Here is a 23,475-nt window from a genome sequence, read left to right as displayed (position 1 = left end):
CTTGGATCCGTACGAAGACGAAGGGAGGTCAGTCCTGGGCGCGGCCGGTGGTCACGCGGGCGATCATCAGGGCGACCAGGATGATTCCGCCGTAGATGGCCTGGATCCAGAAGGACGGCACCTGGGCGAGCGTGAGCAGGTTCTGCACCACGCCGAGGAGGAGTACGCCTGTCAGGGCGCCGAACATGGTGCCCTTGCCGCCATCCAGGCTGATGCCGCCGATGACCGCCGCCGCCATCACCGTGAAGATCATGTTGTTGCCCTGGTTGGCGCTGATCGCGCCGACGTACCCGGTCTGCATGATCCCGCCGACCGAGGCAAGGACGCCGGCGACGACGGAGACGCCGAGCAGCATCCGGTCGACGCGGATACCGGCGGCGCGGGCCGCCTCCGCGTTGCCGCCGATGGCGTACAGGGCGCGACCGACCCGGTGGTACTTGAGGATCAGTCCGGCGACGCCGAAGGCGACCGCGGCCAGCCACACCGACAGCGGGACCCGCAGGAAGGTGGAGGTGGCCAGTGAGAAGAACGCGTCGGGCATACCGAACAGTGTCTTGCCCTTGGTGGCGCCGACCAGCAGGCCACGCAGGACGATCAGCATCGCGAGGGTGACGATGAAGGCGTTGAGCTTGAACTTCACCACGAGGATGCCGTTGAAGGCGCCGATGACTCCGCCCACGACGAGAATCGCGACGAGGGCGAGCGCGGCCGACCATTCCGTGCCCCAGCCGGACTGCGCGGACGGCAGCACCAGCAGGGCGCCGACGGCGGGCGCGATGCCGACCACCGACTCCAGCGACAGATCGATCTTGCCGGTGATCAGCACCAGGGACTCGGCGAGGACCACCATCGCGAGGGCCGCCGAGGCGCCCAGGATGGAGATCAGGTTCCGTTCGGTGAGGAACGAGTCGTTGACGATCGCGCCGAGCACCAGGAGCACCAACAGGGCTGGTACGAGGGCGAGTTCGCGGGCCCTGCGGAGCAGTACGGTCTTGGCGGCCCGTGCGTCGGGGACGCGCGCGGAGGTGGGCGACGAGGCCGACGGGGCCTTCGTGTCAGCCATGGTCCACTCCTTCGATGGAGGCGATCAGCTCGTGGTCGTGCCAGCCCGCCGGGTGCTCGGCGACGACACGGCCGTGGAAGAGGACGAGGACGCGGTCGCAGCGGCGCAGGTCGTCGAGTTCGTCGGAGACGACGAGCACGGCGGTGCCGTCCTCGCTGGCGCTGTCCATCCGGGACAGCAGTGACTCCTTGGACTTCACGTCGACGCCCGCGGTGGGGTTGATGAGGACGAGGAGGCGGGGGTCGGAGGCGAGGGCGCGGGCCATGACGACCTTCTGCGCGTTGCCGCCGGAGAGGTCGGAGACGGGCTGTTCGGGGCCCTCGGTGTGGATGTCGAGGCGTTCGATCAGCTCGGTGGCGAAGCCGCGCTTGCGGGCGGCGCCGATGAAGCCGTAGCGGCCGAGCCGGTTCAGGACGCTCATGGTGGTGTTGTCGCCGATGGTCATCCCGGAGACGAGACCCTGTTCGTGCCGGTCGCGCGGGACACAGGCGACGCCCGCCTTGAGCGCGGCCTGCACGTCACCGAACGGCAGCCCATCACCATCGAGTTGAGCCGTTCCGCCGGTCGGGGTGTGCAGTCCGGCGAAGGACTCGGCGAGCTCGATCTTGCCGCTGCCGCTGGAGCCGGCGAGGCCGACGACCTCGCCGCGGCGGACGGTGAGGTCGATGTCCTCGTACGCGTCGGAGGTGAGCCCCCGGGCGTCGAGCAGCACCGGGGCGTCCGCGGCGACGGACTGGTGCGTGACGGTCTGCTCGGCGATCGACTCCCCCGCCATGGCCTCCACCAGGGCCGTGCAGGGGAGTTCGGCGACCGGCGCGGTGGTGATCCAGCGGGCGTCGCGCAGCACGGTGACCGTCTGGCACACCTCGTACACCTCCTGGAGGTGGTGCGAGATGAACAGGAAGGTGACACCGGACTCCTGGAGCGCGCGCATCCGGGTGAAGAGCCGTTCGATCTCCCGGTTGTCGAGCTGCGCGGTCGGCTCGTCGAGGACGATGAACCGGGCGCCGAAGCTGAGCGCCCGGGCGATCTCCACCATCTGGCGGTCCTCGACCTTGAGGTCGGCGGTGCGGGCCTCCGGGTCGACGTGCACGTCCCAGGTGTCCAGGACCTGCGCCGCCTCGGCCCGCAGCCTGCGCCAGCTGATGAAGCCGCCCCGCCCGGCGGGCTGCCGGTTGATGAAGAGGTTCTCGGCGACCGTCAGCTCCGGTACGACGGTGGGTTTCTGGTAGACGCAGGCCACCTTGCGACGCCAGGCGTCGCGGTCGGTCAGCGCGGGCGCGGGCTCACCGTCGAAGCGGACCTCGCCCTCGTCGGGGGCCTGGAGGCCGGTGAGGATGGTGACGAGGGTGGACTTGCCCGCGCCGTTGCGCCCGACGAGGGCGTGGGACTCACCGGGGAGAACGGTGAGCCGGCCGTCTTGGAGGGCGACGGTGGGGCCGTACCGCTTGGCTATCCCCCGCGCCTCCACCAGTGGGGTGCTCATTTGACCGTGTTGCCCCAGAGCTTGGGGTCGTCGACGTTGTCCTTGGTCACCAGCGGCGCGGGCAGCTGGTCCTCCAGGATGCCGCTGGGCAGCTTGACGATCTCGGAGTCGTGGTCGGTCGGGCCGGTCTTGAACGTCTTCCCCTGCATCGCGGCCTTGATGTAGTACATGCCGTACTTGGCGTACGCGTCGGCCGGCTGGGAGACGGTGGCGTCGATCTCGCCCTTGCGGATGGCGTCGAACTCCTGCGGGATGCCGTCGTTCGAGACGATCGTGATGTGGCCCGCCTGGCCGGTCTTCTTCAGCATGCCCTTGGACTTGAGGGTCTGCAGGGTCGGCGCGAGGTAGACGCCGCCCGCCTGCATGTAGATGCCCTTGATGTCGGGGTTGGCGTTCAGCAGGGTGTCGAGCTTGGAGGCCGCGGTGTCGGACTCCCACTTGGCGGGGATCTCCAGGACCTTCAGCTTCGGGTAGTTCTTCTGCACACAGGTGCGGAAGGCCTCGGAGCGCTCCCTGCCGTTGACGGAGGCCAGGTCGCCCATGATCTGTACGACCTTGCCGGAGGGGATCTGCTTGCCTAGGTACTCACAGGCCTTCTCGCCGTAGGCGACGTTGTTGGCGCGAACGACCATGGCGACCTTGCCCTTCTCGGGCGCCACGTCGACGGCGACCACGGGCACGCCCTTGCGCTCGGCCTGGTCGAGCCCGGCGGCGATCGCGGCGCTGTCCAGGGGGGCCACGACGAGGCCCTTCACACCCTGGTTGAGCTGGTTGTTGATGTCGGTGATCTGCTGGGAAGGATCACTGTTGGAGTTGACGGTCTTGAGGGCGTCGACCCCTTCGGACTTCGCCATCTTCGGCACGTAGTCGTTGTAGGACTGCCAGAACGGCGAGGTCAGCAGGGGCAGGATCACCCCGACCTTGCCGGTGCCCCCGCCGCCCGACGACACGGAGTCCTTGGTGCTGCCGCATGCCGCGAGCACGAGGGTCGCGCAGGCGGCCGCAGCCGCCGCACGCACTGCCCGCGACGCAATTCGCGTGTTCCGCACGTTTCTGCCGGCCATCTGACGGCTCCTCGTTGAGCGAGATCGATCGGGTGTGACGGTGCGTGGCCGAGCGTCCCGCTCAACCGGGACGAATATTTATCAGACCACTTCGCCTCCGCAACACCCCCGTGCGCCAAAATTTCCGCGTTATCAGCCGTAGTGGTCCGACCACTCTGGTGGTTAGACTGCGGCGCACCCGGCGACAGGAGGAGACGGCGTGGACGAGTCGGCCCCGCAGAAGGGCACCGTGACGCAGCGCGCCATCGAGCGGATCAAGGCGATGATCGGCGAGGGCCGGCTGGAGCCCGGGCAGCGCCTGCCGACCGAACGTGATCTGGCCGCTCAGCTGGGCATGTCCCGCAGCTCGATGCGTGAGGCGATCCGCGCGCTCACGGTCCTCGGTGTGTTGGAGGCCCGGCACGGCTCGGGCATCTATGTCACCCAGCTGGAGGCCGGGGACCTGCTGGAGACCTTCGGCGTGGTGGCCGACCTCTCGCGTGGGCCGCGGCTGGTCGAGCTGCTGGAGGTGCGGCGGATCCTGGAGTCGACGGCGACCGCGCTGGCCGCGGCGCGGATCACGGCCGACCAGCTCGCCGAGGTCGAGAAACACCTGATGGCGATGAACGCGACGGACGACCCGGAGGAGATCCTCGCCCACGACCTGGCCTTCCACCGCGAGATCGCGGCCGCCGCGGGCAACGAGACCATGGCCGCCATCCTGGAGGGCCTGTCCTCGCGCACGTTCCGTGCCCGGGTCTGGCGGGGCTACGAGGAGGAGGGCGCCTTCGAGCGGACGCGCCGCGAACACGCGGCGATCCACCGCGCGCTGGTGGCCCACGACCCGGAGGCGGCCAGGGCGTCCGCCGCCGCGCACGTGGGCGAGGTCGAGCAGTGGCTGCGGACCCAGCTCACGCAGTAGCCGGATCCGCAGCCCGGGAAGGGGTCAGGCACGCCCCCGCTCGGGCACGCACCGCTCAGGCACGCACCGCTCAGGCGCGCGTCAGCCGCAGGGTCACCAGCTCGAAGGGGCGCAGCGACAGGGTGACCCGGTCGCCGTCACGCCGCGGGGTGGCCGCATCGGTCAGGGGCCGCTCCAGCAGGTCGGTCACGGTGACGTCACCGACCCCGAACCCGGCCGTCAGCGTGGCCTTGGTGCGCCCGCCCCGGGACTCGTGGAAGCGTACGACCACATCCCCGCTGCCGTCGTCGGCGAGCTTGACCGCGGTCACCACGACCGCGTCCTGCGCCACCTCCACCAGGGGCGCGACCTCACGCCCGCCGCTCAGCCGCCGCTCCGGCAGATTGATCCGCCACCCCTCGCGCACCGCGTCCCCGATGCCGGCCCCCGGCACCAGCGCGTGCCGGAAGCGGTGGACGCCCTGGTCGGTCTCGGGGTCGGGGAAGCGCGGGGCGCGCAACAGCGAGACGCGCACGGTGGTGGTCGTACCGGAGTCGCTGTCGCGGACGGTACGGGTCACGTCATGGCCGTACGTCGAGTCGTTGACGAGCGCGACACCCCAGCCCGGCTCCTCCATGTGCACGAACCGGTGGTTGCACGCCTCGAACTTGGCCGCCTCCCAGGACGTGTTGGTGTGCGTCGGCCGGTAGAAGTGCCCGAACTGCGTCTCGGAGGCGTACCGCTCCGCGTGCACGTCGAGCGGGAAGGCGAGCTTCAGGAACTTCTCCGTCTCGTGCCAGTCGACCTCGGTGTCGATGCCGAGCCGCCGCTCCCCCGGCGCGAGCGACAGCACCTGGGTGACCCGCGACACGCCGAAGGACCGTACGATCCGCACCGACACGCCGTCCTCACCAGGCACGACCTCGTCCGCGTCGACCAGGTCGGTGACCGTGTTGCGGTAGAACTCGTCGACGTCCCAGGCGTCCCACATGTTCGGGAAGTCGGGGTGGATCTGGAGCAGGTTCGCGGCGCGTCCCGGGGCGATCGTCTCGCGGTCGGCGTCGAGGTCGTAGGCGGAGACCACTAGGCCCCGGGCGTCGATCTCGACCCTCAGGAGGCCGTTGTCGAGGACGTGGCCGCCGCCTACGCGCGGCGCGAGCGCCACCTCGCTCGCGACGGCGGCGGGCAGGGCCCCGCCCGCCGGGACCCCGTCCCTGCTGTGCGGCGCGGAGTTGAACACGAGCTCCGTGGTGCCTTCACCCGCCAGCGCCCGCTGCGCCGCGTCGATGATGCCGGTCAGCTCCTGGGCGACCCGCTCGTACGTCCTGCGCGCCTCCCGGTGCACCCAGGCGATGGAGGAGCCGGGCAGGATGTCGTGGAACTGGTGGAGCAGGACCGTCTTCCAGACGCGGTCCAACTCCTCGTACGGGTAAGGGATTCCGGTGCGGACGGCCGCGGTCGCCGCCCAGAGTTCGGCCTCGCGCAGGAGATGTTCGCTGCGCCGGTTGCCCTGCTTGGTCTTCGCCTGGCTGGTGAGCGTGGCGCGGTGCAGTTCGAGGTACAGCTCGCCGACCCAGACGGGCGCGTTCGGGTACTCGGCCTCGGCCTTCTTGAAGAACTCCGTCGGGGTCTCCCACACCACGCTGGCGGAGCCTTCGAGGTCACGGACCCGGGCCGCCTTGGCGACCATCTCGCGGGTGGTGCCGCCGCCTCCGTCACCCCAGCCGGTGGGGGCGAGGGAGTGCCGGGCGACGCCCTTGTCCTTGAAGTTCTTGGCCGCGTGGGCGAGTTCGCTGCCCCGCATGGAGCAGTTGTAGGTGTCGACGGGCGGGAAGTGCGTGAAGATGCGGGTGCCGTCGATGCCCTCCCACTGGAAGGTGTGGTGCGGGAACTTGTTGGTCTGCGACCACGAGATCTTCTGGGTGAGCAGCCACTTGGAGCCCGCCGCCTTGATGATCTGCGGGAGTCCGGCGGCGAAGCCGAAGGTGTCCGGCAGCCAGGCCTCGTCGTTCTCGATGCCGAACTCGTCGAGGAAGAACCGCTTGCCGTGCACGAACTGACGGGCCATCGCCTCCGAGCCCGGCATGTTGGTGTCCGACTCCACCCACATGCCGCCCGCGGGCACGAACCGCCCCTCAGCGACCGCCTTCTTCACCCGCGCCCACACCTCGGGCCGGTGCTCCTTCACCCAGGCCCACTGCTGGGCCTGGGACATCGCGAAGACGAAGTCGGGCTCGTCCTCGATGAGCGCGGTCATGTTGGAGGTGGTCCGGGCCACCTTGCGGACGGTCTCGCGCAGCGGCCACAGCCACGCGGAGTCGATGTGCGCGTGCCCGACGGCGCTGATGCGGTGCGCGGACGGCACGGCGGGCTCGGCGAGCACCCCGGCCAGCCGTGCGCGGGCGGCTGCGGCGCTCGCGCCCACGTCCTGGAGGTCGACCGCGTCGAGCGCCTTCTCCACCGCGCGCAGGATGTCCCAGCGCCGCGCCGACTCCACCGGCAGCTCGGCCATCAGCTCGCCGAGGACCTCCAGGTCGAGCACCAGCTCCCACACGGTCTCGTCGAGGACGGCGAGGTCCATCCGGGTGAGGGTGTACTGGGGCTCACTGCCCGCGGTCTCCTTGTCGCCCAACTGGGTGGGCAGGAAGGGGTGGTAGTCGAGGATCACCGGGTTGGAGGCGGCCTCGACGTGCAGCCGGACCTCCTCGCCGCCCTCGACCGGGGCGCCGATCCGCACCCACTGGTTGCGCGGGTTGAGGCCTTTCACCGGAGTGCCGTCGGGCCGGTAGACGAGCCCCTCGCACTGGAAGCCGGGCATGTTCTCGTCGAAGCCGAGGTCCAGCAGGGCCTCGACCGTCCGGCCGGCCCAGGCCTGCGGGACGGTCCCGGTGACCCGGAACCAGCTGGTGCCCCACGGAGCGCCCCAGCGCGCACCCACCTCGATGGGCTCGGGTGTGGCCGCGAGCCCCTCGGCGACGGGCACCGGCTCACCGGGCGCGTGCCACACCGCGACGTCCAGCGGCACGGACTCGGGGTACACGGCGGGTCGGATGCGCTCGTCGAGGACGCGCTTGAGGCGGGCTTCGACCAGGGTGCGGTCGTCATGCATGGGGTGCTCCGTGGGGTGAAGACGATGCGGGAAGGTGGTGCTGCTACCAGGTGTGGGTCGTCGTGGCGGCGGTCGAGACGGTGAACAGCTCCCCCACCGCGCGCACTTCGAACCCCCCGGCCGACTCACCCTGCTCGGGGGTGAGACCGCCGACGTAGAACGCGCTCTGGCAGGTGCCGCCGAGGAAGCGGCGTGTGCCGTCGGGGAGCGTCCGGTACAGCTCGTAGTGGTGTACTTCTCCGGGGGCGCCCTGCCAGGCGAAGCGCAGGTTGCCTCCGTCGGCGCCGGTGACGCGCAGGTCGGTGGGTGCGGCGGGGGTGAGCACGGCATCGCGGACCGCGAGCCCGCCCAGGCGCCAGCGCACCGACCCACTGCTCGCCGTCAGCCGTACGCCCAGCGCGTGCACGGTCCCCGTGAGCCCGGTCAGCGGCACGGTGGTGGTCCCCCAGCCGTCGCCCGAGGACGTGACCGGGAAGTACGTGTACGGGGGCTCCCCGCCCGCCGCGCCCGGCTCGGCGGTGGCGACGGCCAGCTCCACTGCGGCGGCGCCCGCGTCCGTGCGGTACGTGAGCTCGACCACCGTGTCCGCGGTGAGCGGCAGCCTGGTCGCGTACAGGTCCAGCGTGGTGGGCGCGTCGAGGGCGCCGGCGACGAGCAGACTGCTCCCGCCCCGCCAGGCGTCCGCGAAGTCGAAGGTGACGGCGGGGCGCTGTCCGGTCGTGCGCACGACCCAGCGGCGGGAGGGCAGCCGGTCCTGGAGGCCGAGGTGGTTCCAGGCCGTGTCCGAGGTGGCCTCGCCGTCCTCGTACCACTTCAGTCCGTGGCCGGTGTTGAAGACGGTCGCGAACGGGAGCGAGGCGACCGTCGAGCGGTCGGCGACGGAGACGGCCGGGGCGCGCCAGCTCGCGCTCGCGTTCGGTTCGGAAGGGTCGAGGGAGGAGCCGGTCCAGAACAGGTCGTCTGCGGCGTGGAAGTCGCCGGGGGTACGGCTCGCGGGCAGGTGGTTGCGGGTCCACTCGGGCCGGTAGAAGCCGAGGGAGGTGACGTGGGCCTTGCTGCTCGGCACGATGGCGTCCCAGTTGACCGACGCGCTGGTGCCGTTCGCCTCGACGTCGACGCCCGCCCACAACTCGTAGGGACTGCGCCCGAGTTGCCTGGCCGTCGTCGCGGAGGAGGCCAGGCTGCTCCGGGACCAGCGGAAGTCGACGAACATGGAGTCGGCGGCCTGGAAGAACGTCTTGTTCTGGTTGTTCAGGGCGCCCTGCCAGCTCACCGAGCCGCTCACGGTCATCGCGTCGTACCAGGTGACGCGCTGTCCCTCGGCCGTCCCGAGCGCCTTGAGCTCGTTCATGAAGCCGAGCATGTCGGTGGCGAGCGCGGTGTTCCCGCCGCTGGTCTCGGCGTTGATGAACCAGCCGTCGAAGCCGTACGCCGCCACCACCGCGACGAGCTGCGCGGCGAGCGGGTAGTGCCCGGTGGAGTCCTTGTGCACCAGGTCGCGGGTCCACTGGAGCTGTCCGCCGTAGGCGACGGGCGGCAGGAAGACATTGCCGAGGACGGGCACGCCGTGCCGGTGGGCCGCGTCGACGATCGGGGCGTTCGGCGCGAGGATCAGGCCCTCGCCCGCCGAGCCGCCCCAGAAGACGAGTTGGTCGAGGTACGCCCAGTGGGTGAGGGCGTAGTAGTCGGCGGTGGCGGCGCCCTGCGAGGGGTTGCTCGACGTGGGGCCGAAGGAGACGAGGGACTGGATCCGGGCCTGTCCGCTGTGGGCCGTCGTGTTGGCCGGGGTCGGTGTGAAGCGCGCGGCGAGCGGCACGGTCGACGCGTTGAACGCGAGGTCGGCGTCGGTGGCGGCGCTCCATGCCTTGAGACTGCGCCAGGTGATGCCGGTGCCGGGGGTGCCCGAGGGCAGCGAGTCGGGGTACCAGTAGGAGGCGTACGGGGGTGCCGCGGTCGCGGCGGCCTTCGTCGCCGCGACGGCGGGCAGACCGGGCAGGGCGGGCAGCAGCGCGGCGGCCGCGCCGGCGAGCAGGACGGTGCGTCTGGTGGGGTTCACGAGCGGGTTTCTCCTTGTGGGATGGGGAGTACCTGATCGGGACTGACGACTTCGGTGATGCCACGCGCGGCGAGGTGTTCCTTGTCGTCCACGCGCACGTCGAGGACGGTGGTGGGGCGGGCGCCGTCGGCGGTGAGCCGGAAGAACGCCTCGAAGACGGCGCCGCCCGGGGCGCACAGCGAACGGACGGCGGGGTCGGCGGGGACGATCAGCGCCGTGGTGCGGGGGGCGGGCGTGTGGTGGTGCTCGCGGGCGGCGCGGGCCAGCGTCCGCGCGCTGTCCTTGGGGCGCCGGTCGTTGGTCAACAGGCCGAGCCCGTATTCGAGTTCGGGGAAGTCTGCGAGGTCGCGGGAGACGTCGTGGGAGCACCACCAGGTGATGCCCCACAGGTCGGGGCAGTCCAGCGCGGCCCCGACGGTGGCCTCGGTGAAGGCGGCGGCGTGCTCGGGCGGGATCAGCGGGGCGGGTGCGCCGACCTCCTGGAGCCAGACGGGCCGGTGCGGGTCGTCGGCCCAGGCCTTGCTCAGCTCGATCAGATACGCGGCGTGGTGTTCGGTCGGCACGGAGGTACGGCCGTGCCGCTGGGCGGTGCCGTTGAAGACCCAGGAGTGCACGGCCGTGACGGCGCCGCGGCGGGCGGCCTGGCCCGGGGTGAACGGCATGTCGTCCTGGTACCAGGTGGCGTCGTACTCGGCGTGCAGATGCAGCCTGCCCGGGGCGCCCTCCTCGCAGGCGGCGAGCATCCGCTCCAGCCAGTCGTCGATCTGGGCGCTGCTCGCCCGGTCGGGGTCCGGATGCGGCGGCCCCGCCGAGAACTGGTTGACCTCGTTGCCGAGCGTCATGCCGATGAAGTGGGGGCGGTCGGCGAGGGCCGCGGCGAGCGTACGCAGATAGGCCGCCTGGCCGTCGAGGACCTCCGGGTCGGTGAACAGGTTGCGCCGGTGCCAGGTCCGCGTCCACGCGGGCAGGAAGTCGAAGCTCGACAGGTGGCCCTGCAGACCGTCCACGTTGACGTCGAGCCCCCGCTCTCCGGCCGCGTCGACGAGCTGGAGCAGCTGCTCGACGGCGCGCGGGCGGATCAGCGCGCGGTTGGGCTGGAAGTAGGGCCACAGCGGGAAGACCCGGATGTGGTCGAGGCCCAGCGCGGCGATGGAGTCGAGGTCGGCGCGTACGGAGTCGAGGTCGAAGTCGAGCCAGTGGTGGAACCACCCTTCGCTGGGCGTGTAGTTGACGCCGAAGCGCACGGCAGAAGGCATGCAGGATCCTTGCGAAGCGAATCGGGGGTGCGGGAGGTCAGCCCTTGACGGCGCCCTCCCCCACCCCGCGGAAGAAGTACCGCTGGAGGCAGGCGAAGAGGGCGATGAGCGGCGCCACGGCGATGATCGTGCCCGCGGCGACGAGCCGTTCGTCGTTGGCGAAGGTGCCGTGCAGATAGTTGAGGCCGATGGTGAGGGTGAACTTCGAGGGGTCGCTGAGCACGATGAGCGGCCACAGGAAGTCGTCCCAGGCGCCCATGAAGGCGAAGATCGCGACGACGGCGAGCGTGCCCTTCACCGAGGGCAGCGCGATCCGCAGGAACCGCTGCCAGGTGTTCGCGCCGTCCACGAAGGCCGCCTCCTCGATCTCGTACGGCAGGTTGAGGAAGGCATTGCGCATCAGCAGGACGTTCATCGCGCCGATGCAGCCGGGCAGGACGACCCCGATGAGCGTGTTGTTCAGGCCGAGCTCACGCATGGTGGTGAACTGGGCGATGATGATGCCCTCGACGGGGACCAGCATCGCGAGGATGAAGACGAGGGTCGCCACCCGCCTGCCTCGGTAGCGCAGGCGGGCCAGGGCGTAGCCCGCGAGGGCCGAGCCGACGCAGTTCGTGACGACATTGGCGCCCGCGACCTTCAGGGAGTTGAAGGCGTAGTCCCAGACGGGGATGGTGTCGGCCACCCGCTTGTAGTTGTGCAGCGTGGGATCGCCCGGCAGGAACTTCGGCGGCGAGCTGAAGATGTCCTCGGTCGGGCCCTTGAGCGAGGTGGACAGCTGCCACAGGAACGGGCCGACGGTCAGGGCGAGGACGGCGAGCAACAGCAGGTAGCGCAGGGCGAGTTCCCAGCCGCGGACACGGCGGCCGTGCTCGTCGGTGATACGGCGGCGACGGGGCCCGCGCCCGGCCGGCGGACGCCGTTCGGCGACACGCTCCTTCTCCAGCACGCTCGCGCGTCCGTCTCCCCGCACGCTCACACGTCCTCCTTCCCGCACGCTCACACATCCTCCGTCCCGCACGCTCACACGTCCTCCCTCCGGCGCGCTCACACGTCCTCCTTGCGGTCGGCGCGCAGCACGAGCAGCATCAGCGCGACGGTGACGACGAAGACGACGACCGAGATGGCGGAGGCGTAGCCGACCCGGCCGGTCAGTCCGGTACCGGTGCGCTGGACGAGCATGACGAGGGTGGTGTCCTCGCCCGCCGGGCCGCCGTCCGGGCCCGCCATCAGGTACACCTCGGAGAACACCTTGAAGGCGGCGACCGAGGAGAGCGCGGCGACCAGCACCATGGTGGAGCGGACGGCCGGCACAGTGACCGTGAGGAAGCGCCGGACCGCGCCGGCGCCGTCGACCGACGCGGCCTCGTGCAGCTCGCGTGGCACATTGGCGAGCGCGGCCAGATAAATGATCATGTAGTAGCCGAGGCCCTTCCAGACCGTGACGGCCATGGCGCTCAGCAGGAGCAGCCACTGGTCGCTGAGAAAGCCGACCCTGCCGACGCCGATCGACTCCAACAGCGAGTTCACCAGGCCGCGTTCGTCCAGGAGCCACACCCAGATCAGACCGACCACGACGATGGACGCGACCACCGGGGTGTAGAAGGCCGACCGGAAGAAGGTGATCCCGGGGATGTTCTTCTGGACCAGCAGCGCGAGCAGCAACGGCAGCAGGACGAGCGCGGGGACGACCCCGAGGACGTAGAGCGTGCTGTTGCGCAGACCGATCCAGAACATGTCGTCGTGCAGCAGCTCGCGGAAGTTGGCGAGGCCCACGAACGTGCCCGGGATCAGGGTGCGGCGGTCGGTGAAGGCGTTGACCACGGTCGAGACGAACGGATAGAGGATGAACACGCCCACGACCAGGAGGCCGGGAGCGGCGAACAGCCAGGGACTGGTCGGCAGTTGGCGCCGTACGCGGGCGGTGCCGGAGGAACTCGCCATGGCCCCGCTCAGCCCTGCTGCTTGAGCAGCGTGTCGCAGGCCTTGACAGCGTTGTCAAGAGCCGTCTTGGGGCTCTCCTTGCCCTGCAGGGCCTTGGCGACCTCGTTGCGCAGCGCGGTCTTCATCTGCTCGCTGAAAAGGACCGGCGTGTAGTTGACCGCGTTCTTCAGGGACTTGGCGGCGGCGATCCGCACGCGCGTCTCGTCGGTGCCGTCCTCCTTGGTGAAGTACGGGTCGTCGAGCGAGCCCGCGGTGCTCGGGAAGATCGCGACCTTCTTGGCGAAGGACATCTGGTTCTGCGCGTCGGTGACGAAGTGCGCGAAGGCGACCGAGGCGGGAGTGTGTTTGGTGCGCGAGTTGACCATCACGCCCATCACGTACATGTTCACCTTGCCAGTGCTGGTGATCTGGTCCGTGATGCCGATGCTCTTGTAGAGGTTCGGGGCCTGCTTCTTGAAGTTGCCGAGGTCCAGGGCGCTGCCGGGGTTCATGGCGACGGCCTCGGTGAGGAACTTCTTGCCCGAGGACTCCGGGGTCGCGGTCAGCGCCTGCGGGTCGAGCGCCTTCGCGTCGTACAACTCCTTGTACTTGGTGAGGAGTTCGACTCCCTTGGCGTCGTTGAAGGCGAAAGCGGTGCCTTCCTTGTTCATCAGCTCGACGCCGTAGCGGCCGAAGTCCTCGACGGTGGGCACGTTGGCGAGTGTGGCGACCTTGCCGTCGTTCTTCTTCGCGAGCTGCAGGGCGTCGGCGAAGAGTTCGTCGTACGTCGTCGGCGGCTTGGAGGCGTCGAGTCCCGCCTCCTTGAAGAGGGACTTGTTGTAGAAGAGCGGGCCGGTGTTGAGGTACCAGGGGAAGGCGTACGTGCCGGTCATGCCCGGTATCTGGTGGCTGGCCCAGGCGCCGTCCAGGTACTCCTTCTTGTACTGCGCGGCGGACTTGTCGAGGTCGAGGGCGAGGGCCGCCTTGGTGAGCGGGGCGACGAGGTCCGGCGAGACGTTGACGACGTCGGGCAGGGTGCCGCCGGCCGCGTCCGCGCTGATCTTGTCGGCGTAGCCCTCGGCAGGCTGGTCGATCCACTTCACGTGGGTGCCGGGGTACTTCTTCTCGAAGTCGGCGATCACGCCCTCGAAGTACGGCTTGAAGTTGGCCCTCAGGTTCCAGGTCTGGAAGGTGATGTCGCCCTCGACCTTGCCGGAGGCGTCCGTCGAGCCACTGCCGTCGCTCCCGGAACCGCAGGCACTCAGCGGCAGGAGAACGGCGACGGTGGCAGCGGCGGCGAGAGCTCTGCGGGAGATGCGCACGGATGGGGCTCCTCTTGCAGCAGGGGTAACGGTGCCGGGGCAGACCTTGCAGCCAACTCGCCGGGCAAGTCAATGGATTTGGCTCAGCTAAATTCATTAGTGCCACAACATGGCTGGTCACAGACGTTCGCCCAGCCTCTTGCAATCGATCACTAATGCGCTTTAGATTGCCTCAGCTCAAGCGCATTAGTACATCAGCTCAGCAGAACGGGGAACAGGGTTGCCAGCCAAGCGGTCACCCGCGCGCCGACCGACGATGAAGGACATCGCGCAGCGCGCCGGGGTCTCCGAGAGCGCGGTCTCCTTCGCGCTCAACGACCGGCCCGGGGTCTCCGAGATCACCCGCGACCGGGTCCGCCGCGTCGCCGAACAGCTGGGCTGGCGGCCGAGCACGGCGGCGCGCCAGCTGTCCGGCGAGGGCGCCGCCACGGTCGGTCTCGTCGTGGCCCGCCCCGCCGACACCCTGGGCGTGGACTCGTTCTTCCTGCAGCTGATCTCCGGTATCCAGGAGGTGCTGGCGGAGCGTCATCTCGGCCTGCTCTTCCAGGTGGTGGAGGACGTGGCCGACGAGTGCGCGGTCTACCGGCGCTGGTGGGCCGAGCACCGCGTGGACGGTGTCATGGTCGTCGACCCGCGGACCGACGACCCACGCCCTGACCTGCTCGAGGAGCTGGGTCTGCCCGCCGTGGTGATCGGCGGCGTGCCGGACGCGGGGCACCCGGGGATCTCCACCGTCTGGGCGGACGACGCGGGCGCGATGGCCGCGGTGGTGGACGAGCTGTACGCGCTCGGCCACCGCCGGATCGTGCACATCGCGGGCCTGCCGGGGCTCGCCCACACCGAGCGCCGGATCCGCACTCTGCGCGCGGAGGCCGGGCGGCGGGGTCTGACGGAGGTGCGCTCGGTCCCCACGGACTACTCGGACGCGGAGGGCGCCGCCGTCACCCGCCGCGTCCTGGAGAGCGGCGCCCCGCCGACCGCGCTGGTCTACGACAACGACGTGATGGCCGTCGCCGGCGTCGCCGCCGCCACGGAACTCGGTTTCCTGGTACCGGGCGACGTCTCGGTCGTCGCCTGGGAGGACTCGCCCCTGTGCCGCATGGTCAAACCCTGGCTGTCGGCCCTCTCCCGCGACACCGTCCAGTTCGGCCGCACGGCCGCCCAGGAACTCACCGCGCTACTGGACGGCGGTCCCGCCCGGACGGTGCAGGTACCGGTGCCGCGGCTGATCGAACGGGAGAGTACGGGGCCCTGCGGGGCTTGAGAGGGTGAGGGGTGGACGCGGAGCCGGAGACGCTGAGGAGAGGACCCGGAGCCGCAGACGCTGAGGGGTGGACGCCGTGCGGGGCGTCCACCCCCGTACGCGTCAGATCCGTGAGCGATGGAGCGCGAACTCAGCGATCCGCGCGGTCTGCCGCGACCGCGTCACCCGAAGGCGCCAGCGCCGGGCCCGTACGGGCGCGGGAAGCAGCAGGATCCGGCTCGCTCCGATCGTGCCCGCCCCGGCCACCCGACTCCAGGTGCCCGCTCCGTACGCCTCGACGACGAAGTTCTCGACCTGCTGGCCGTGCCGGATGTCCTCGGCGAGCCGGATCCGGTCCACTTCGCGCTCCGCGTCGAGGTCGACGGTGAAGACCCCCGGGGAGGACCGGACCACGGCCCCGCGCCCCAGGTCCTCCGGCAGCTCCCGGTCCACGCGTTCGCGGAACTCGCGCAGCCGCACCACGTCGGCGTCCGGCAGCAAGCCCTGTGTGTCGGGTGGGATGTTGAGCAGCAGCACTGAGTTGCGGCCGACCGAGCGGAAGTAGATGTCGGTCAACTCGTCCACACTCTTGGGCTGTTGGTCGGCGTGGTAGAACCATCCGTCGCGGATGGACACATCGCACTCGGCCGGCCACCACTGGAGATAGTCGGCCACCGGACGGGCCGCCACGAGCGCGGCCCGGCTGCCCTCGTCGGGTGCGTCGTAGGCCAGCGCGTAGTCGGTGCGGCCGTTGTCCTTCTCCGTGACCGGTACGACGCTCCACTCGTCCTCGCGGGCGAGCCCGCCCTCGTTGCCGACCCAGCGCACATCGGGCCCGGACACGGCGATCGAGGCGTCGGGGGCGAGGGCACGGACCAGCGCGTACCAGCTGTCCCAGTCGTACTTCTCCACCTTGTCGGGCGGAATGCGGCCCTGGGCTCCGTCGAACCACACCTCGTCGACGGGTCCGTACTCGGTGAGCACTTCGTAGAGCTGGTTGAGCATATGGGCGCCGTAGTCGGTGGCGTCCAGCGTGAACGCCTTCGGTTCCGTACGGTCGTCGCCCTCGACGAGCGTCGGGATGGTGCGCTCCGTGCGCGCGCTGCCGTTGGCGTACACGCCGTGCAGGTACTGGTTCTCGTCGGCCGGTGAGACATAGACGCCGACCTTGATCCCGTGGCGGCGCATGGAGTCCGTGAAGGAGCGCAGCACGTCGCCCCTGCCGCCGCGCCAACCGCTCGACGCCACCGAGTGGTCGGTGTAGCGCGACGGGTAGAGGACGAACCCGTCGTGGTGCTTGGCGGTGAGGATGGCGAGCTCGAAGCCGCCGTCGCGCAGGGCTCGGGCCCACTGGTCGGTGTCGAGCCCGACGGGCTGGAAGACGTCCGGGTCCTCGTCACCGGTGCCCCATTCCAGGCCGGTGAAGGTGTTCACGCCGAAGTGCAGGAAGGCGGTTCGTCCGAGGTTCTGCCAGGCGATCTGCCGTGTGGTGGGGCGCACTTGGGAGGCCTTGCGGACCAGGTCGTCCTCGGTGTCGGAGGGGCTGACGGGGATGCGGGAGGGAGCTTCGCCGGGCGCCGCGAGGGCGACGGATGTGCCGGCGGACGCGACGAGGGCGGTGGATGCCAGGACGAAGAGGCGTCTGGAGATGGTCATGGGGTGGGGGCTCCTCGCATCAGTGGATGGTCAGCTGCCAGACGGACGGCTGCTCTTGGTCCGGCGGGTACTGGAGGAGCCGCCCTTCGTCCGTCACGTGCACCGCCATCCGCGTGATCGCGTTGACCAGCCGGTATCCGCCGCCGCGCACCGGCTCCAGCTCCCAGCGCTGCAAGGTGTCCGCGGCGACGCACGGCGATTCGGTCACCTCGACACCGGGGTCCAGGGGCACGTTCAGCGTGAGCTTTCCGCCGCTCACCTCCAGACAGCCGCCACCCGTCGTGGACCGTAGGGTCACATAGCCGTCCGCGGTCCGCCGGACCTGGAGATCGGCGGTCGCGGCCCCACCGCGGAAGGTGTACGTCCCCTCGGCCACCGGCACCCGGGTCAGGTCCCGCCACCCGGGCGCGTGCCCCACGGCCGCACCGCGCGCGGTGAACTCCGCGTACGTCGGGTCGGGGTGCGCCGAGCCCCAGGTGACCTGGGCGATGTGCCGCAGGGCCGGGTCCATGGCCGTCGCGACCTCGTTCTCGGTCTCCCCGCGCCCGTTGTCCGGCCAGAGGCTGATCTTCGCCCCGGTGACGCCCGCGCGTGAGGCGAGTTTCTCGCCCTCGAAACTGCGCGGGTCCCAGCTCTGGTCGTACAGCGCCTTCGTGTCGGTGTGGAAGCCGCCGCGGACGAGATAGAGGGAGTAGGCGGCGTTCATCAACGGATGGCCCTGGGCGATGAGTTGGCTGGGCTTCGTCGCCACGTCCAGCCAGTGCTCGACCGTCGTACCGGCCGTGACGGGCACGGTGTTGGCGCCGGTGAGACCGTCGTTCCAGATGCGCAGCTTCTTGCCCTTGGCCGCCGCGTAGGCCTGGACGCGGTTGACGAAGTCGATGAACGCGTCCTGCGGAGTGGCGCTCGCGCCGTACCTGGCCCGTGCGTAGGCGAGGATCTGGGGGTACTTGGCGAAGTCGGAGCCGAGCATGTACTCGTCGGCGCCCATGTGCCAGGACCCGGACGTGAACACCTGCGCGTACTCGTCGATCAGGCTCGTGTAGTACGTGAAGGCCGCGTCCTGTGTGATGTCGAGCCGGGCGGGCTGCTTCACTGCGTCGGCGTCGCTGAGCTGGAGGTCCGGGCGGTTCTGGATCCAGGGGTCCATGTGTCCGGGCGAGTTGATCTCCGGGATGATCTCGACGTGGTACTTCTCGCCGAGGGCCACGAGCCGGCGGATCTCGTCCTTGGTGTAGTAGCCCCAGGTGTCGGACTCGGGATGGACGTCGCTCTTCACCTTCAGTTCGAGCAGCAGCTGGTTGAGCTTGTGGTACGCCATGTCGCGTACGAGGTTCTCCAACCAGGGCATCGAGATGTGGACGTAGCGGGCGCAGACGCCGACACCGCGTTCCTTGTACTGGGGCACGTCGACCGTGCTCCCGGCGGGCACGCGGTCGCTCCGGGCGAGGAGCTGGAGGAGGGTGCGGGTGCCGTAGAAGGCACCGGTCTCGGCGGCGGCGGTCACCACCAGGCTTTTGCCGGCGCGCAGTTCGTAGCCCTCCGCGCCGAGCCGCGACGAGGAGGGATCGACGCCGATCACGATGTCACCCGCGTGCGCGCCCTGCCGTAGGACGGGAACGGTGCCGTGGCCCGCCGCGCGCAGATCGTCGGCGAGGGTGTCCGCGACCCGGCGTGCCGCCGGGTCGCGCGCGACAATGCGGGAGCCGGGGCCGAAGGAGTAACTGCCTTGTCGCGGTGTCCAGTCGGAGAGGGCGGGGACCGTGACGGGAGGCACCGCCGCCGTCCGCGCCTCCGCCGTGCGCGCCAGCGCCGGGACCGGCGTCGCGACCGTCAGCAGCAGCGCCACCACGCAGCCGACGGCCCTCCGCGTCCACCTGCTCCGAACGGACCGTGCGGCGCGTTGGTCAGCCATGCCACTCCACCTTGAACACCCACACGTACTGCCCTGCCTTGCGGGCCGCTTCCGGCACGTCGATGACCAGCGACCCGCCGCTCACCGTCCAGGTCAGCGGACGGTCGTGACCGAGCATGGTCACCTTGTCCCCGCCGCGGATCGGCACCGGCGCCTCGACGGTCAGTGTGGCGCCGGGCGCGGTCAGCGAGTGGATGTAGAACGCCTTGTTCTGCCGGACCGTGAAGCGCAGGTCCTCGCCGAGCTGTGCCATCCGTGACCAGTACGTGGTGTCGTAGATCGCCTCGCCGTTGGTCCTGAGCCAGCGGCCGGTCTCGCGCAGCCGGGTCTGCATGATCTCCGGGATGGTGCCGTCCGCGCGGGGGCCGATGTCCAGCAGGAAGTTGCCGTTCTTCGACACGATGTCGACCAGGCTGTGTACGACCTCCTCGGTGGTCATGTAGGCGGCGTCGGGCGTCGCCTTGTTGTAGCCGTAGCTGAAGGGATCGAGGCCCCGGCTCGACTCCCACTTCGCGACGACCGTGTTCTCGTACGTCGTGTACTCGGGGGTGGTGAAGTCGTGGAAGCCGATGCCCGAACGGTTGTTGACGGTCACCTCGTACGGCTTGGGTCTGTTCTTGCCGTGGTTGAAGTACTCGGCGAGGACATGGAGGCTGTCGTTCGCGCCGCCGATGTCGCACCAGATGAGGGACGGGTCGTAGCTGTGGATCAGTTCCAGCATCTGCGGGGCCTGATAGTCCTTCACATAGTCCTTGCCCGCCGTGTATCCGGTGTACGGGAGCGGCTCCAGCGTGTACGGATTGCGGGGGGCGTGGCCCATCCACGGGTTGTCGGGGTTGAACCACTCGGGCATGGAGAAGTACAGGCCGCGGTGCAGCTCGGGCGTGAACTTCTTCGAGGCGTCGAAGAGTTCACGGATCAGATCGCGCTTCGGGCCCATCTTCACGGCGTTGCGGTCGGAGACCTTGGTGTCCCACAGGGCGAAGCCCTCGTGGTGCTTGGAGGTGAGGACGTGGTACTGGGCTCCTGCGTCACGGAAGAGTTCCACCCAGGCCCGGGGGTCGAACTTCTCCGCCGTGAACATCGGGATGAAGTCGTCGTAGGCGAAGTTCTCGCCGTATGTGTCCCGGTGGTAGGCGTACACCGCGTTGTCCTGGCTCTGCAGGTGGTTCCAGTACCACTCGGCGTACTGCTTGCCGACCGGAGACCAGGCGGGCACCGAGTAGACACCCCAGTGGATGAAGATGCCGAACTTGGCGCGGTGGAACCAGTACGGGGCCTGGTGGCCGGCCAGAGAGCTCTCGGTGGGCTGGTAGTCCGGCACGCCGAGGGTCAACTCACGCCCCGCGGAGGTGACTTGCTGACCGCGTCCGGTGACGGTCACTGTTCCGGGCCGCGCGGTGCCCGGTGCCGTGCCCACGCGGTTGCGGATGCCGACCCGGACGCGCGCCTGCTCGCCGGGGTCGAGGCGGATCACGTGCGCGGGCTCGACGGTGCGGGCGCCCGGCACGTCGACGCCGACGGACACCCGGTCGCCGGCGAGGACGGCGACCGTGCCCGCGTTGACGACGGTGACCTCCACGCTCTGCGCGCCGCTCGACTCCAGCAGGGAGAAGGTGGAGTGCGCGTCCCGCAGGGCCAACGCCCGGCCCTGGGCGGCCGGTTGCAGGGAGAGTGCGAAGAGGTGGAGGGAGGCCTTGCCGGCCTCGGCGGGGTTGGTGGTCGGCAGGGTGAGGGCGACCGCCTCGCGCTGGGGGTCGATCCAGACCTCGGCCGTGCCGATCCCCACGCCGTGCTCGTCCTTCGTGCCGTCCGGCCGGTAGCGGTACGGGGCCGACAGCGACCCACCCGTCGCGTACCAGTCCGCGCCGCCGAGCCCGGCGGTGGTCGTCGAGCCGTCGGCGTAGTGCACGGTGGCCCGCCCCGAGGCGTCGCCGTAGCTGCCCGCGGTGAGGAAGTGGGCCGAGAGATAGCGTCCGCGGGGGAGGTCGATGCGCTGGCCGAGGGCGACCACGTTGTTCCGGGCGCCCGCGGCGGAGGAGGGGAAGACGAACGCGATGCCGTCCACCTCTACGGGGCCCGCCGGGAGCTCCTCGCCGGGGAACGTGTACCCCGAGCCGTCGAAGCTGCCGCCTGGGGCGGCCGCCGTGTCGATGCCGTCGTTGTCGGTGTACGCGTCGAGCGGTACGGGGATCGGGTCGGGGACGGGAACCCACTGGCCGTGCGGCTCGACCGCCGGTCGCGCTTCGGCCGTGGCCGCGAGGGGAAGAGTGGCCGCGACGGCCACTCCGGCCGCGGCGCCCAGAACCTGACGTCTTGGATACGTGCTCATAGCGGCTCCAATTCATCGGATGTTTGATGATTGAGGCGCCACCAGATCCTGTCAATGGGGCGGGCAGGTGCGAAAGTTGAGTAAGTGATCGGATGATCTGCAACTCAGCGGAGATACCGGACAAGCCCGAGCGCAAAAGTCCAAGAAGACCGGTCCGAATGTCCAAGGGCGACGGCCCTCGACGCGGCACCCCGCCGCCGGGCACAGTGCTCCTCGTACTCACCAGTAATCCCTTGTCCCCGAGGAGCACCCGTGACCAGCTGGGCCGGCCGGACCGCCACCGAGATCGCCACAGCCGTACGCGAGAAGCGGGCCACGCCCCGCGAGGTGGTGGCCGGTCACCTCGCGCGGATCGAGCGGCTCGACGCGCGCGTGGGTGCCTTCCGTGTCGTGCGGTCCGAAGCCGCGCTCGCGGAGGCCGACGAGCTGGCCGCCCGCGCGGATTTGGCCGAACTCCCCCTCGCGGGGGTGCCCGTGGCCGTCAAGGACAACCTCGCGGTGCGCGGCGAGTCGAACCGCAACGGCTCCGCCGCGACCGCGGACACCCCCGCCGATCACGACCATCCGACGGTGGCGCGGCTGCGCGCGGCGGGCGCCGTGGTCGTGGGTCTGACCAACGTGCCCGAGCTCTGTGTCTTCGGCACCTCCGAGGGTGTGCACGGCACGGCCCGCAACCCCTGGGACACCTCGCGCACGGCGGGCGGCTCCTCGGGGGGCAGCGCGGCCGCGGTCGCCGCCGGGATGGTGCCGATCGCGCTGGGCAACGACGGGATGGGTTCGCTGCGCATCCCGGCCGCCAACTGCGGCATCGTCGGCCTCAAGCCGGGCCGTGACACGATCCCGGCGGGCATCGGTCACGGCGACTGGTTCGGCATGTCGGAGAACGGGCCGCTCGCGACCACGGTCGAGGACGCCCGCCTGATGTTCGCGGTCCTGTCGGACACCGAGGCGATACGCCCCTCGGGCAACCTCGTCCGCAAGGTGGCCGTCTCCGTGCGCAGTCCGCTGGTCGGCGTGAGTGTCGCCCGTCCCTACGCGAACGCGGCCCGGGAGGCCGCCGAGTTGCTGGCCGGGGCGGGCCACGAGGTGCGGCCCGCCGACCCGCCCTACCCCTACTGGCTGGGCACCGCCGCGCTGATGCACTGGACGGCGGGCACCGCGGTGGACGCCGAGGACCTCGACCCGCGCCGGCTGACCCGGCGGACCCGGGTGCACGCCGCCGTGGGGCGCCGTTTCGTGGCGGGGGTGCGCACGGGTGAGCGCCGCGAGCAGCTGCGCGGGCGTCTGCGGCCGTTCTTCGCGGAGCACGACGTGCTGCTCACCCCGGCACTGGCCCGGCGGGGGCCGGCCGCCGCGCCGTGGCACGAGCGGGGCTGGCTGCGCAATGTGCTGGTCAACACCAACTACTCGCCGCTGACGCCGCCGTGGAACCTCACCGGGTGGCCCGCGATGGCGGTACCGTTCGGAACCCTGTCGAGCGGGGCCCCGGCGGCCGTACAGCTGGTCGGACGACCCGGAACCGAGCTCGAACTCCTGGAGCTGGCGGGGCAGTTGGAGGAACTGCGGCCGTGGCGACGGACGGCGCCACTGGACTGAGGAGCGGCGACAGCCCCCAGGGCCTGTCGTTCGGATCAGGCCTGGGGCGCGGGGGCTTCACAGCGGCTTGTACATGATGTGCAGTCCCACCCGCCCGTGCCGGGGATGCTCATAGGCGTCCGGCACGGTGCCGAGGATCGTGAAGCCGAGCGCGGTCCACAGCGTGACGGCGGGATTGGTCTCCACGACGGCGTTGAAGACCATGCCCCGGTAGCCGTCGGCCTTCGCCGCGGCGAGGATGTGCTCGGCGAGCGCGCGCCCGACGCCGAGCCCGGCGTGGTCGGGGTCGACCATGAATCCGGCATTGGCGACGCGGGCGGCGGGGCCGCCGTAGTTGGGGGTGACGTAGGCCGAGCCGACGACCGCTCCGGTGGCGTCCTCGGCGACGTACACACGCTTGCCCGGTGCCATCCACAGGGCCCGGGCCGCCTCCTCGGAGGTGCCCGGGTCCCAGGTGTAGGTCTCACCCGCGGCGACGATCCGGTGCCAGAAAGGCCAGATCCGCGGCCAGTCGTCGGCCGCGGCTTCTCTGATCAGCATGGGCGTGAGTCTGGCACGCCCATGCCGTCGACGA

Annotated in this window: 16 protein-coding genes; 3 read left to right on the top strand and 13 right to left on the bottom strand. The window is 70.4% G+C overall.

Annotated features, from left to right (window positions below; genetic code table 11):
* Positions 1-28: 28 nt before the first annotated feature.
* Genes ACFZDJ_RS43855 through ACFZDJ_RS43845 form a run of 3 tightly spaced genes read right to left on the bottom strand, consistent with a single transcriptional unit; the run spans position 29 to position 3,613 of the window.
* A complete protein-coding gene (locus ACFZDJ_RS43855) occupies positions 29-1,063 on the bottom strand; it encodes an ABC transporter permease (protein ID WP_389600213.1) in 1,035 nt (344 codons plus the stop codon).
* Complete coding sequence (locus tag ACFZDJ_RS43850; RefSeq protein WP_391067711.1) at positions 1,056-2,549, bottom strand: ATP-binding cassette domain-containing protein; 1,494 nt, start codon at positions 2,547-2,549, stop codon at positions 1,056-1,058. The genes ACFZDJ_RS43855 and ACFZDJ_RS43850 overlap by 8 nt, the downstream gene beginning before the upstream one ends.
* Positions 2,546-3,613, bottom strand: a complete 1,068-nt coding sequence (locus tag ACFZDJ_RS43845) for a sugar ABC transporter substrate-binding protein (protein ID WP_101402330.1) — start codon at positions 3,611-3,613, stop codon at positions 2,546-2,548. The genes ACFZDJ_RS43850 and ACFZDJ_RS43845 overlap by 4 nt, the downstream gene beginning before the upstream one ends.
* 199 nt (positions 3,614-3,812) lie before the next feature.
* On the opposite strand from ACFZDJ_RS43845, the gene ACFZDJ_RS43840 reads away from it, so the two are divergent.
* Positions 3,813-4,514 (top strand): FCD domain-containing protein, encoded by a 702-nt coding sequence (locus tag ACFZDJ_RS43840; protein ID WP_390936914.1) that lies wholly within the window; start codon positions 3,813-3,815, stop codon positions 4,512-4,514.
* Between the two features lie 70 nt (positions 4,515-4,584).
* On the opposite strand, the gene ACFZDJ_RS43835 is transcribed toward ACFZDJ_RS43840, so the two are convergent.
* The 6 genes from ACFZDJ_RS43835 to ACFZDJ_RS43810 all read right to left on the bottom strand — a co-directional run bounded on the left by ACFZDJ_RS43835 (position 4,585) and on the right by ACFZDJ_RS43810 (position 14,159).
* The gene (locus ACFZDJ_RS43835) at positions 4,585-7,602 is read right to left on the bottom strand and encodes a glycoside hydrolase family 38 C-terminal domain-containing protein (RefSeq protein ID WP_391067708.1); all 3,018 of its coding nucleotides are present in this window, start codon (positions 7,600-7,602) and stop codon (positions 4,585-4,587) included.
* A gap of 43 nt (positions 7,603-7,645) precedes the next feature.
* Positions 7,646-9,658 (bottom strand): endo-beta-N-acetylglucosaminidase, encoded by a 2,013-nt coding sequence (locus ACFZDJ_RS43830; protein WP_391067705.1) that lies wholly within the window; start codon positions 9,656-9,658, stop codon positions 7,646-7,648.
* Positions 9,655-10,914 (bottom strand): glycosyl hydrolase, encoded by a 1,260-nt coding sequence (locus tag ACFZDJ_RS43825; RefSeq protein ID WP_390936908.1) that lies wholly within the window; start codon positions 10,912-10,914, stop codon positions 9,655-9,657. Before ACFZDJ_RS43825 ends, ACFZDJ_RS43830 begins: the two co-directional genes overlap by 4 nt.
* A gap of 37 nt (positions 10,915-10,951) precedes the next feature.
* On the bottom strand, positions 10,952-11,860 hold the full coding sequence (locus ACFZDJ_RS43820) for an ABC transporter permease subunit (protein ID WP_390937037.1): 909 nt from the start codon (positions 11,858-11,860) through the stop codon (positions 10,952-10,954).
* Positions 11,861-11,961: 101 nt separating this feature from the next.
* The gene (locus ACFZDJ_RS43815) at positions 11,962-12,858 is read right to left on the bottom strand and encodes a carbohydrate ABC transporter permease (RefSeq protein ID WP_168513922.1); all 897 of its coding nucleotides are present in this window, start codon (positions 12,856-12,858) and stop codon (positions 11,962-11,964) included.
* An 8-nt stretch (positions 12,859-12,866) separates the two neighbouring features.
* Positions 12,867-14,159 (bottom strand): extracellular solute-binding protein, encoded by a 1,293-nt coding sequence (locus tag ACFZDJ_RS43810; protein ID WP_391067702.1) that lies wholly within the window; start codon positions 14,157-14,159, stop codon positions 12,867-12,869.
* 220 nt (positions 14,160-14,379) lie between these two features.
* Here ACFZDJ_RS43810 and ACFZDJ_RS43805 point away from each other — a divergent pair, with 220 nt between their 5' ends.
* The gene (locus tag ACFZDJ_RS43805; protein WP_390936903.1) at positions 14,380-15,423 is read left to right on the top strand and encodes a substrate-binding domain-containing protein; all 1,044 of its coding nucleotides are present in this window, start codon (positions 14,380-14,382) and stop codon (positions 15,421-15,423) included.
* A gap of 102 nt (positions 15,424-15,525) precedes the next feature.
* On the opposite strand, the gene ACFZDJ_RS43800 is transcribed toward ACFZDJ_RS43805, so the two are convergent.
* From ACFZDJ_RS43800 to ACFZDJ_RS43790, 3 genes are read right to left on the bottom strand one after another with little or no spacing between them, the layout of a single operon-like run.
* Positions 15,526-17,058 (bottom strand): alpha-L-fucosidase, encoded by a 1,533-nt coding sequence (locus ACFZDJ_RS43800; RefSeq protein WP_391067699.1) that lies wholly within the window; start codon positions 17,056-17,058, stop codon positions 15,526-15,528.
* Between the two features lie 19 nt (positions 17,059-17,077).
* Positions 17,078-18,973, bottom strand: a complete 1,896-nt coding sequence (locus tag ACFZDJ_RS43795) for a family 20 glycosylhydrolase (RefSeq protein ID WP_391067695.1) — start codon at positions 18,971-18,973, stop codon at positions 17,078-17,080.
* Positions 18,966-21,305, bottom strand: coding sequence for an alpha-L-fucosidase (locus ACFZDJ_RS43790; RefSeq protein WP_391067692.1), 2,340 nt, complete (start codon positions 21,303-21,305; stop codon positions 18,966-18,968). Before ACFZDJ_RS43790 ends, ACFZDJ_RS43795 begins: the two co-directional genes overlap by 8 nt.
* Positions 21,306-21,557: 252 nt before the next feature.
* Here ACFZDJ_RS43790 and ACFZDJ_RS43785 point away from each other — a divergent pair, with 252 nt between their 5' ends.
* Positions 21,558-22,901 carry an amidase family protein gene (locus tag ACFZDJ_RS43785; protein ID WP_391067689.1) on the top strand — a complete coding sequence of 448 codons (1,344 nt, stop codon included), beginning with the start codon at positions 21,558-21,560 and terminating at the stop codon, positions 22,899-22,901.
* Between the two features lie 57 nt (positions 22,902-22,958).
* Here the strand turns inward: ACFZDJ_RS43785 and ACFZDJ_RS43780 are convergent, their stop codons facing one another.
* Positions 22,959-23,441 carry a GNAT family N-acetyltransferase gene (locus ACFZDJ_RS43780; protein ID WP_168513914.1) on the bottom strand — a complete coding sequence of 161 codons (483 nt, stop codon included), beginning with the start codon at positions 23,439-23,441 and terminating at the stop codon, positions 22,959-22,961.
* Positions 23,442-23,475 lie beyond the last annotated feature (34 nt).

It is taken from the genome of Streptomyces sp. NPDC007896 (assembly GCF_042959425.1).
In the GTDB taxonomy this organism is placed as follows: domain Bacteria; phylum Actinomycetota; class Actinomycetes; order Streptomycetales; family Streptomycetaceae; genus Streptomyces.
This window is presented reverse-complemented; position numbering and strand designations above follow the sequence as displayed.